9 protein-coding genes are annotated in these 10,969 nt (G+C 59.5%); 4 read left to right on the top strand and 5 right to left on the bottom strand.

The window, feature by feature from the left end; translation table 11 throughout:
• Positions 1-108: 108 nt before the first annotated feature.
• The 5 genes from ABJK70_RS13410 to ABJK70_RS13390 all read right to left on the bottom strand — a co-directional run bounded on the left by ABJK70_RS13410 (position 109) and on the right by ABJK70_RS13390 (position 7,587).
• Complete coding sequence (locus ABJK70_RS13410; RefSeq protein ID WP_347258212.1) at positions 109-1,209, bottom strand: 5'/3'-nucleotidase SurE; 1,101 nt, start codon at positions 1,207-1,209, stop codon at positions 109-111.
• Positions 1,210-1,298: 89 nt separating this feature from the next.
• Complete coding sequence (locus ABJK70_RS13405; RefSeq protein WP_086134345.1) at positions 1,299-2,819, bottom strand: hypothetical protein; 1,521 nt, start codon at positions 2,817-2,819, stop codon at positions 1,299-1,301.
• Between the two features lie 118 nt (positions 2,820-2,937).
• A complete protein-coding gene (locus tag ABJK70_RS13400; RefSeq protein WP_143735068.1) occupies positions 2,938-4,461 on the bottom strand; it encodes a hypothetical protein in 1,524 nt (507 codons plus the stop codon).
• A 565-nt stretch (positions 4,462-5,026) separates the two neighbouring features.
• Complete coding sequence (locus ABJK70_RS13395) at positions 5,027-6,448, bottom strand: hypothetical protein (protein WP_086134343.1); 1,422 nt, start codon at positions 6,446-6,448, stop codon at positions 5,027-5,029.
• A gap of 572 nt (positions 6,449-7,020) precedes the next feature.
• Positions 7,021-7,587, bottom strand: a complete 567-nt coding sequence (locus ABJK70_RS13390; RefSeq protein ID WP_240502403.1) for a hypothetical protein — start codon at positions 7,585-7,587, stop codon at positions 7,021-7,023.
• A gap of 529 nt (positions 7,588-8,116) precedes the next feature.
• Here ABJK70_RS13390 and ABJK70_RS13385 point away from each other — a divergent pair.
• The 4 genes from ABJK70_RS13385 (at position 8,117) to ABJK70_RS13370 (ending at position 10,730) form a co-directional block, all read left to right on the top strand.
• Positions 8,117-8,782 (top strand): hypothetical protein, encoded by a 666-nt coding sequence (locus tag ABJK70_RS13385; protein WP_086134342.1) that lies wholly within the window; start codon positions 8,117-8,119, stop codon positions 8,780-8,782.
• Positions 8,783-9,003: 221 nt separating this feature from the next.
• Positions 9,004-9,426: a hypothetical protein gene (locus tag ABJK70_RS13380; RefSeq protein WP_156880374.1), complete on the top strand. Its 423-nt coding sequence runs from the start codon at positions 9,004-9,006 to the stop codon at positions 9,424-9,426.
• Between the two features lie 228 nt (positions 9,427-9,654).
• The gene (locus ABJK70_RS13375; protein WP_156880372.1) at positions 9,655-10,125 is read left to right on the top strand and encodes a GNAT family N-acetyltransferase; all 471 of its coding nucleotides are present in this window, start codon (positions 9,655-9,657) and stop codon (positions 10,123-10,125) included.
• Positions 10,122-10,730, top strand: coding sequence for a class I SAM-dependent methyltransferase (locus tag ABJK70_RS13370; RefSeq protein WP_156880370.1), 609 nt, complete (start codon positions 10,122-10,124; stop codon positions 10,728-10,730). The genes ABJK70_RS13375 and ABJK70_RS13370 overlap by 4 nt, the downstream gene beginning before the upstream one ends.
• The last annotated feature ends 239 nt before the right edge of the window (positions 10,731-10,969 follow it).

The following is a 10,969-nucleotide window of genomic DNA, read 5'->3' as shown; positions in this document are numbered from 1 at the left end:
GCGATTGGAGCGCCGAAGCCGCCCTTCCCGACGGTGCACAGTTGGGCCAACGTTTTCGTCGGCAAAGGATTGCCGACCTACAAATGCTGAGCCCGTTGAAATCACCGTCTATCGCCTGCCAAGGCCATCCTTGATATCTATCCCGAGAGAGAAGGCACTCGGCGCGTCAGCCGTATAGTCGGGCGTGATCGGCACGATGGTGATGTACCCTCGCCCGTACCACGTGGTGTCGGCACCGGGGATCTCGGGCGTCTCGTCGGGAACAATCTTCGTGATCCCGCCCCGGAGCGTGGTTCCGACCGGTACATCGGCGCAGGGCTCACGACAGCCGATGTTGATGGTGACCGTATCGGCGCCATAGCTCACCACCAGATCGTCCGCAAAGCTGACCGTGCGACCCTGCCGCGTAACAACGACGCCGGCGGGCTCGGGTAACGGCGGGTAGTTGATGTTGAGACCTATCCCCCGTGGCAGCAGGCCCTTTTCGCCGTCCAGAGAGCCGGCCTTGCGTTCGAGGCGGGCAATGACGGCAACGAGAAAGTCCGCCACCTGCGCGAAATGGGCCTCGTTCGAGGCCCTGCAATCCGGCGTCGACTCCTGGCACAACGGATCGGTGTTGATCGCGATGGCGGGGACAGCGCCGTTGAGCATGGGGGATAGCGCGGCAATGGCGGCACCGACCGTACCCGAAAACTGGGTGGCGGCGCCGATATTGGCGCCCACGTTGATGCCGGACACCAGCAAGTCGGGCAACCGGCCGGTGCTTTGCCGGGCGATGTCGATGGCAACGAGCGCGCTGGTCGCCGGTTCGGCTCCTTCCGTCCCGTCGCCGATCGCAACGGAATACTCGAGCGCGCCCTCGTCGTCGCGTCGCTTGGTAATCCGGAGGTCAGTCAGGTTGATCGCCGCACTGCTGCCGCTTTGCTCATTGAGCGGGCCGGCGAGGATCACGGTGTGACCGGCGGCCGCCAGCGCCCGCTTGGCGGCCTGGATCCCGATGGCGTCCCAGCCGTCGTCGTCGCTGAGGGCGATCGTGAGTGCCCGGACGCCGGGCGAGGATACGAGCAACAAGGCGGCGAATGCCGCGGCGACGATGCCTCGGTGCTTGAGGAAGCTCTGATCAAGTGGATTCCGTTCGTGGCTCGACAAGCCTGTCCTGAGCCTGTCGAAGGACTTAATCAGAGCTTCCTTGAGGTCGTTGGGACGCATGGTTTACCTCCGTGTATGGGCATCTTGCAGCCACAAGCGTCCACGGGGCCTTTCTGCGTTTCCGCGGGCGCTCGCAGCGGCACACTTCCTCAGCGGCTCGACGGCCGTGCCTTGCCATCGAAGATGATGACCAATGGTGTCAGCGTCTGCCTGGAATCGGCGCCGCGGGCCGTACCCGGAACAACGTAGTTCCGCTCGATGAACGCGACTGTCTCGCCTTTCGGAATCATCTCCTCCGTGATTTCAAAGCAGTGGGAGAGCCCCGAGCAGTCGCGCGCGAAGTACTGGACGTAAAACCGGTCGGTGTTGTCGACCGTTCCAGAAAACGCCGACGCGCTCCCCGCGAGATCTTCGTCGAAAACGTTCCCGATGCCCTGGAGAACCGACGAACGATTGAGTGCGATGGCCGAGTACGTCGCGTTTCCCGTAGCCGTTTTGAGAGTCCCCACGACGGCCAGCACCTGGCCCGAATCGATGCTCGAACGAGGACTGAGCCGCCAGTCTTCGTCCTGGTTATCGCCGAGGCAGTTCATGGGGCGTTCGAGGCAGTGTTGCCCGATGAGATCCACGGTCAGTTCCAGAGCCTGGAACGGCTGTTCGGGAGCGGAAGTCTGCCCCCAGTGCTTCTTGACCGCCTCGATCAGAGCCGCGAATTCACTTTGGAGCCCCAGCTCGGAGCGGGCGGTCCGCTCATCGTAATCGGGTTTGGGATAGGGTTCGGTCGGACGCGCCGTGTTCGTGTCCCTCACCCGGAGCACGGCCAGGGGAAGCTGCCGACGCCACTCATCACCCGCCTCCTCGTCCTCCGGACGCGTATAGCGGATCGTGATCCACAGGTCGTCCGCCTCGGGCCCGAGCCCTGCTCGGAAAATCTCCGTTGACACGGGGGTAGTAAACACCTGATTGCGATCGGGGACGCCCGCCCGCAGGAGCGCCTCGGTCACTTCCCGCTCCATCACCGCGTCCGGCGTGACGATGAAGAAGCGCTGCTGGTTAAAGGCCGCGCCGGACTGCCGCTCGATGACGACGTTATTAATGCTGTTGCCGAAGGTCGCGGACATCACCGAGCGGGAAGGGTTCGGCGACGGGGCGAAGAGCAGTTCCCCCAGGAAGGGGTCCGTGACCGACTGGAAGACTATATTCGCGGGGTCGATGCGCCCTTCGCGCGTGAAAACGTAGGTGTGCATCCCGAAGTATTTCGCGGGCGGCGGAAGCTGCGCCAGCACGACCAGCGCCTCGCGCTCATCGAGGCGGTATGTCCACCAGGTGTCGTCCGGCGTCGGCCCGAGCAGATCCTTGATGTGTTCGTCCACGAACTCGTCCGGCCAGAGCGGAACGGCGGGAATAACGTACGGTGACGCCGGATTGTTCCCGAGGCAGTTTCCAATCACGGCGATCGTGAACTGGCAATCCTCGATCGTGAACAGGTCCCAGAAGCCGCGTGTGACCTCGTAGCCTTTCGCCTCGAGGTCGGCTTGAAGATTCTGGACCTTCCGCTCCAGCGACTCGGGGAGCTGATTGTCGTTGCTCGAACCGTTGTTCCAGCCGTTCGCCGCGGACGCAAATCCGATCATCGCCGCGAGCGTGAAGTAAAGCGTGTGGGTTCTCATAAGTCCTCCTGACCGACCATCCTGTTGTCCTTAAGGAAGCTCGGATTAAGTCCTTCGACAGGCCTGTCCTGAGCCTGTCGAAGGGTCATGAACGGAATCCGCTTGCTCAGAGGCCCCTTTAACGGCTCGACGGCCGTTTCGCCCCGTCGAAGACGATGAGCGTCGGGTTCACGAGCTGCTTGGGGTCAGGACCTCGGGTCGACCCCGGCACGACGTAGTTCCGCTGAATGATTTTGATTGCGTCGCCTGGGGGGACCATTTCCTCGGTGATTTCGCGGCAATTCGGAAGGTTCCCGCAGTCGCGTGCGAAGTAGTAGACGTAGAGCTTGTCGGTGTTGCCGACCGTCTCCGAGAAGGCGGACGCGCTCCCCTTGAGATCGGGATCCGAGACGTTCGTGACGCCCACCAGAGCCGGGATCCGGTTGGGCGCCAGACTCGTGTACGTGGCGTTGCCGGTGGCGGTGCCGAGGGTGCCCGCGACGGCGAGGACTTCGCCCGAGTCGATGCTCTCCGTCGGGCTGATCTGGTAGTCTGCGTCCTGGGTATCGCCGAGGCAGTTCATGGGGCGCCGGACGCAATGCTCGCCGATAAGGTCCACCTTGAGCAGCAGGCTTTCGAACGGCCCGTCCTTGGCGTCGGGCTGTCCCCAGTGCTGCTTGACCGCCTCGACCAGATTCTCGACATTACCCTCGAACCCGAGCTCGGACTTGGCGATCCTCTCGTCCCGGACAGGTTTTGGGTAGGGCTCGGTCGGACGCGCCGTGTTCGTGTCCCTCACGCGGAGAATGGCGAGCGGGCGCTTCTGGCGCCACTCATCGCCGGCCGCCTCGTCTTCCGGCAGCGAATAACGCATCACGGTCATCAGGTCGTCCGCCTTTGAGCCGAACCCCAGCCGGCCGAGGTCCGTCGACACGGGCTCGACGAACACCTGGTTGCGATCCGGTACGCCCGCCCGCAGCAGCGCCTCGGTGAGCGCACGCTCCATCACCGCGTCCGGCGTGATGATGAAGAAGCGCTGCTGGTTGAACGCCGCGTCGGATTGCCGCTCGATGACGACGTTGTTGTTGCTGTTGCCGATGCTGGAGAACACCAGCGCACGGGACGGATTCGGCGACATCATGAAGAGGATGCTCTGCATGAAAGGATCATCGGCCACGGACTGGTAGATTTCATCCGTGGTGTCGATCTCCCCTTCGCGCGTAAAGATGTACGTCTGTATCCCGAAGTACCTTCCGGGCGGCGGAAGCTGCGCCAGCACGACCAGCGCCTCGCGCTCATCGAGGCGGTACGTCCACCAGGTGTCGCCCGGCGTCGGCCCGAGCAAATCCCTCATGTTCTGGTCCACGAACTCGTCCGGCCAGAGCGGAACGGAAGGGATGAGATAGGGCGCCGCCGGGTTGTTGCCGAGGCAGTTTCCGATGGTCTCGAGCGCGAACTTGCAGTCTTCGATCCTGAACAGGTTCCAGGCTCCCCGAGCGACCTCGTAGCCTTTCGCCTCCAGGTCGGTCCGGAGATTCCGGACCTTCTGCTCCAGCGACTCGGGGAGCTGATTGTCGTTACTCGATCCGTTGTTCTCACTGTTCGCCGCGGACGCAAATGCAATCATCGCCGCGAACGCGAAGCAAAGCATGTGGGTTCTCATGAGTCCTCCTGACCGACCTAGTGTCCTGAGTGAAACGAATGCGGCAAAGCGCCCCATGTTGCGGAAATGGATCAGAGCAGAAGCGCCTTGCATCAAAAAATTTTCATGCCGTCATAATCTGCTAGATTGCAAGGCTCGGCATTTGTTCCGCTTCCATGGATGAGGTCGGGTCTTGCAATCATGCCTCGACCTGACAAAAACGGAGGACTGCGTCAGTTCTTTACGTCATAGCCGAGATACACGGGCTAACAGGCAATGCCGTTACGTTAAGCCGAAGAACGCCCCCCGGCACGGAACCGTTTATGCGATTGGAATGCCGGGGTCCAGAGGACATGGATGGCAGCGCACCAATCGCGAATGATGCGCTTCACCTTCGTTCAGCACATCCTACGAGCCCGTAGGATGCGCTGAGGTACGACAAATCGGCAGGAAAGCCGATTTGCACGCAAAGCGCCCGAAGGGGACGGCACATGAACGTGCCGTATGACAAATCGGCAGGAAAGCCGATTTATACGGCGGAGCCGCCCGCAGGTCATGCGCACAGCCCGGCGTCCCGCCGGCGTCGTCATAACGACTTCAGATACTCGACTAGATCGCGTTTTTCCTGATTGCTCAGTCCTAAATCGAAGCGTGCGTCGTAACTGTCCACCACGTCCAGCAAGGTTTTGAACCGACCGTCGTGGTAAAAACGCCCTTTGTTCTCCGGACGCATGAAAAGGCCGCGTTCACGCACGAAAATCCCGGCCAGGTTCATCGTCTTGTAAGCGTCTCCGGGAGCACGATTCGCCTGAAAACCGTCGATCCTCATCTCGTCGGGTGTATGCAGGTTCCAGCCCGGCTCGGTCCACAGCGGCTCGACATGGCAACTCCCGCACTTGGCTTTGCCGCCGAACAGTTCGCTCCCCCGTTCGGCCGCCCCTGCATCGAAGTCCACGCCGGCTTTCGGCTTGGGTGCGGGCAGAGCCAGCTGAAAGAAATGGAGCGCCGGCAGCTTGGGAGTAACCTGATCCTCTTTCGGATCGACGGATATGTGGCCGAATTCTTTCGCGGCAGCGATCGGAAACTTATCGGCGTCATCCAGCCGGGGATCGAAGAAGGTACCGACCCCGCGCAGTTCCAATACCGCCACGAATGCATTCCAGTAGGTCACCGTACCCCAGTCGCCGGTCCAGGCGTGCTGATTGTAGCCGGCAAGCCCAAAGGCGTCGGGAATGAGCGTGGCAGCCGGCTTGCCTTCCGGGGTGAACGCCTTGCCGTCGAGGAGGAGTTGCGCATCGAACTTGCCGGGTCCCCAACTCTGTAGCACGTCGCGGACTTGGGAGTCGGTAATGTCGGGGTGAACGATTCTCAGCAAATCGACGATTGGTTGCAGGTTCGGAGCGAGGGCGATGATGGCCCCGACGTTGAGATCGTGATTCGCCCAGCCGTCCAAGCGCTCGCCGACGCCCGGAGCGAGCGAGTCATTCACGGTGGAGTGACAAAGGGCGCAGGTGAGACCCACGGATTTGAGCGAACCGTCGGAATTGAACGTGCCTTTGACGCCCAATACGGCGTCCTGCTTGATCAGGGCCAGCGTAACCGCGACGTCGCTCAAATCGACCGCCCCCTGCTCGAGTTGCTGGACGACTGATCCCGGCAGCGCCTCTACGTCGACCTTTAGCCCCAAGTCCAGGGCTTGTTGCGGTGTCAGTCCATTACCGATTCCGCCGAAGCGTTCCCCTTCGATGGCTTTATGCAATTGAAGCGCATCACTCCAGAATTGCTCGTCGCCAAAACTATCGAAGCGAAAAATTTCCCGTCCTTGGGTAACCATCTGCGCGGCATTTTGGACAATTCGGTCGCGCTCCAATTGGGAAGCCGTGTTGGCCTCTGTTGATTTGCCGGTTCTGTGGGAATCATTGGCAAACGCCGCCAAGCTGAGCAAAAACCCCGCAAGTGACAGAAATAACGGGGTGATTGTCCGGGTGATAAGGCTGACTCTATCCATAAGTCTTTCCTCACTATTCCAGTATGAGTTTCCTGCTCATGAACGCGGCGGGCGTTTGTTATCGCTTCGGCACGAGGAGCGATTTTCGACAAACGCCCCTGGCTCTCGTGAAACGCTTAAGTAGCGAACCCGATGCCGCCATGGGTTTGGAGCGGGGGAGGCAGAAAAGCCCGATTACCCGATTCGGGCCTGTATAAAAGGAGACTCGGAATAGGTCGATTTTGTTCACAACTAGACACGCCCGGCACAAACGGCAGCGACGCCTGACCATCCGCCCGGCCCTGTCGCGAAGTTTCGAGGGCCGCCGGGATAGGCACCCTGTCGTGATCGAAAGGTTGGCGGATTGATGCAATACCGATCGGGAGTGTACGGATTGATGTGCGAACGCTTCTTATGGCGAGCGGGGCATGGCACGGGATTGATTCACGACAAGCGACCGATCGCTTGAAGAGATGCGCACCAAGACCTTCGAGAAACTCAAGGGGAAGGGGCCGCTTGTCATTTATGGCCGATGTATAGCCATCGCATGACCGTGCTCAGCCAGCGACAGGCCGCTTGTGCCCCGCATCGCCTCAATGCCAGCCGCCGTAGCGTTTTGTCGGATCGCCGCGGAAGCCGGAGGTGGTCTTGTCTTCCTCGGGAACGGTACTGCTCATCATCGCGGCCGCCATCAGGTTTTTCCGGGTATAGCCGCCCAGCGACTTGGCTTTTTCGGCGATGGCCGTGGTCTTGGGATTGATGTTGTATTGGCTCTCGAACGAGTCCACGATGGCCACTATGAGCGGCTCCGATCCTTCACGATACGCTTTCAGCAGGATCGGCAATGCGGTGCCGGCCGGAATGACGATGGAAAAGCGGTTGCTGCCTTCCAAGGATGTTTCCGCAATGGTGTTGCCTTTTTCGTCGGTGGCCACCACTTTTCCTTGGATGACGGGTTCCTTCTCGTCGTTTACCGTACCTCGCAGGGTCTGCTCTTTTTCGAATTTCTGCTCTTCCTGGAATTTTTGCGGCAGCCCCTGGAACATTTCAGCGGGTTTGTCCGACTCCCCGCATCCCGCTAGGAACACCGCCCCCGCAAGCACAATTGACGCGGTTTTGGGAAGTCTCTTCATCTTTGAAACCAGTTCATGCACAGCCATGGAAACCTCGGATCTTGCATGTGAATGAATAGAGCTATTGCTCGGACAGCTCAATCGGAATGGCATCTTTCAACCATTCTCTAGTTTTCTCTCATTAATCAAACGGTTGCCTGACTCGTCCGACGACATGAATCGGCATTAGATTCAGAGGCCACAGCATACACCAGAATCCATAGCAAACGAGTCAGGAATTCATTCGCCTGCCCGGCTGAGTACGTCTTGGCGTCTTTGGAATCCCCGTCTTCGCAAAAGAGTCCACCCAGTCTCCCACCTGGTTTTCCGTTTAGCACATTACGCTAAAGCCAATGCGTCCTATACGAATCGTCGCAGGCGCTGGATAGTGCTCCCTATCCGGCGACTCATTGTTTCCGAAAATGATTCGATACGGCTGCAGGCCTTGAAATTGCGGTGTTCAAGCCTCTGCACGGTGAATCCCGCGAAGTTTTCCGGCGCGCCTTCCTGTTTCCAACAGCCTGGGCAATGGCGAAAATGGAAAACATCAATACTTGCTCTTTGGAGGTCCCTGAGCATGGACATCATTCTGGACGGGCCGAGTCAACCGCCGCTTTCCTGCGGAAAACCCAAGTACCTCGTGATCCTGCTGCATGGTGCGGCATCGAATGGCGATGAGATCATCGAACTGGCGCTTGATTGGGCTCCCACCTTGAACAAAGCGGAATTCCTGGCGCCCAACGCACCCTGGCTTAGCGATGGGGAAAGCAATCGGCGCCAGTGGACTTGCCCGACCGACAACGCTCAACACTCGGGCGCTGGGCTGGACGAAGCCGCTGAACGTCTTCAGGTGTTTCTCGACGCTGTCCTCGCCAAACGGCGGCTGGAAGACAGCCAGCTCGCGTTGGTCGGTTTTGCCCAAGGCGCGGCTCTCGCGCTTCGCGCCGGCCTGATGCGGGCCAAGCCGCCGGGCGCGATCGTCGCTGTCGCCGGCGGCATCGATGAAGACCCTATCGAGCGCAATATGATTCGATCCAGTCCGCCGGTGTTATTGGTTGAGGCGGATGTGGAGGCCGGCGCCGGCGCGGTGGGCTTGAATCAGGCCCAGCACCAATTGGCCAAGTGGGGAATCCCTATACAAAGGTTGGCTAAACCCGGAAGTTATCACGGCCTCGACGATGACGGGGTGAGCATCATTGCCGATTACCTTCACCGAGCCTTGGTCAAGCCTAGCGCCGACTAGGCGCATATATCGATCTGCTCTTGGGATGGTAGCTCAAAGGATCTCGCGCCTCAGACTCCATGCGACTCGGCCTGCTAACAATGCAGCTGGTAAGCCTAAGGAGCCCCGAATCCATGACAGCCGAGAACCGGTAAGCACATGGGCCACCTCACTGCTTGTGTACTGGCGCGACGTAGCACGGGCATTCACTTTTGATTAATCAAAAAGCCAGGAGATTCAACGTGTCGCAATCGCAATCCGTAATCCTTAACCGCTCCGACGTGCCCACGCGCGAAGCGCTTCAGGAGGCCATCAAGGGGCTCAAGTTCCAGCTCTCCGTCGATGAGTCCTACGCTCCGTTCGAAAGCTCTGGCTATTTGCCCTGTACCATCAACGGCGAAGACAGTGGAGTCAATATCCGTTTCGATGCTTTGGAGCCTTATCTGGCCCGATTCCCCAACCTGCAGGCGCAGGCCGGCCAGCGCGACACCCTAATCACCTTGCGCTCGGAAGGCGATCCCCGTGAGGACGTGTGCGTGCTGATGATCGCAGCCGCCTTGGCGCAGAACTTTGATGCCATCGTCCATAGTCCGAAGAAGGATGTACTATCCCCTGCGGAGAAGCTAATCAGTCAGGCGCGCAGCCAGTTCGCCGATCTGGATTAGTCGAGCGAGCCTTCAAGCGTGATAGCGGAACCTGCTGGCGGCTCACACCAGAGACGCCGATCGATCATGATACGCGCCTTCGCGCCGGCTGAACTTGGATGTTGAGGGTGTAGAAATCCCTTAAACTCGAAAAAACCACGGCATGAAAAATCAGTCGATAGCGGACCTATTTGGCGTGAAAATGAGACTTTTCCACAGCTTCGTCAGGCATTCACAGGAGAGGCGGCATTGAATCTGAGAATCGCAACAGACGAGGACATCTCTCAGCTGTCTCGTCTCCTTGAGATCCTGTTCGCGCAAGAAGAAGAATTCACGCCCAACGTCGCGCTGCAGGAGGCCGGTTTAAGAACGATCATCTCAAACCCTCAGGTTGGAGAGATCATGCTTGCAGAAGCGGACGGCAAGATCATTGGGATGGTGAGTCTCCTCTATACCGTCTCAACGGCGCTCGGAGCTCGGGCGGCGATCTTGGAGGACATGGTCGTTGATCCCATCAAGAGAGGCGACGGGGTTGGCAGCAAGCTGCTTGAGTATGCGTTGCAGATTTCCCGCGAACGAGGATGTGCACGAATCACGCTCCTAACGGACGCCGGCAATCTTGGCGCTCAAAGATTCTACGAGCGGTTCGGCTTTACCAAATCGACGATGATCCCCTTGCGGCGCTCGCAACAATGCGATTGGCTGAAGTCCAAACCATGAATCGCGACGCCTACAACGCCATCGCCGAATCATGGGACCGAGCGCGCAGTGCCTTTTATGGCCGCGAGAAGGCGTACCTGGACACTTTTCTCCGCGATATGGCCGCGCGGTCCCCTATTTTGGACCTGGGCTGCGGCACTGGACGCCCGATGGCCGAGTACATCTTGAACCAGGGGCATAAGGTCACCGGTATCGATCAGGCAGTCGAGCTACTCGAGCGCGCCAGAACGCGCATGCCGTCAGGGACTTGGATCGAATCGACGATTGAGGGATTCGACACCGACGATCGTTTCGCCGGCGTTGTCTGTTGGGACGCCCTCTTCCATATTCCGCGCGAGCATCACCCGGCTATCCTGGCCCGCATTGCCAAAATGCTTAGCCCGAAAGGCCGACTGATGTTGACCGTGGGAGGGTCGAAGCACCAGCACCCGGCATTCACGGATACAATGTTCGGCGAGACGTTCTTCTACGACTCATTTCCTCCGGAGAAGGTAATGTCTATGCTCGGCGAACTGGGTTTTAGGCCACTCGTCGCCGAGTTCATGAACGAACCAACCTCCGGCCGGGACAAGGGCCGCTACGCTATCGTCGCACACATCGCTTAACGTCTCGATACGGCTGCCGTTTCCGGTTTGCCCGGAGTTAGACACGGCACAGGAAACAATAAATCTTTTGCCCGCGATGTGGGCACGACTCAGTGTCCCGGTGTGAAACAGGACGAAGTCCCAATCGGAAAACGGCAGAGCGTCCATGCGTCAAACACGACACTGAAACTAGTGCGGATTCGCCTCAACCGCCTGTGCCACAAACTCGCCGAAGGCCCGACTGCCGTCACCGGTGGGAA

It is taken from the genome of Methylocaldum sp., from assembly GCF_039794385.1.
Taxonomy (GTDB): domain Bacteria; phylum Pseudomonadota; class Gammaproteobacteria; order Methylococcales; family Methylococcaceae; genus Methylocaldum.
Note: the sequence above shows the minus strand (reverse complement) of the source record. Positions and strands in the feature narration are given on the sequence as shown.

Excerpts from the sequence above, each read along its gene's own strand:
- ABJK70_RS13390 (WP_240502403.1), bottom strand. The coding sequence starts at position 7,587 with ATGGCTGTGCATGAACTGGTTTCAAAGATGAAGAGACTTCCCAAAACC.
- ABJK70_RS13405 (WP_086134345.1), bottom strand. The coding sequence starts at position 2,819 with ATGAGAACCCACACGCTTTACTTCACGCTCGCGGCGATGATCGGATTT.
- ABJK70_RS13370 (WP_156880370.1), top strand. The coding sequence starts at position 10,122 with ATGAATCGCGACGCCTACAACGCCATCGCCGAATCATGGGACCGAGCG.
- ABJK70_RS13395 (WP_086134343.1), bottom strand. The coding sequence starts at position 6,448 with ATGGATAGAGTCAGCCTTATCACCCGGACAATCACCCCGTTATTTCTG.
- ABJK70_RS13400 (WP_143735068.1), bottom strand. The coding sequence starts at position 4,461 with ATGAGAACCCACATGCTTTGCTTCGCGTTCGCGGCGATGATTGCATTT.
- ABJK70_RS13410 (WP_347258212.1), bottom strand. The coding sequence starts at position 1,209 with ATGCGTCCCAACGACCTCAAGGAAGCTCTGATTAAGTCCTTCGACAGG.
- ABJK70_RS13385 (WP_086134342.1), top strand. The coding sequence starts at position 8,117 with ATGGACATCATTCTGGACGGGCCGAGTCAACCGCCGCTTTCCTGCGGA.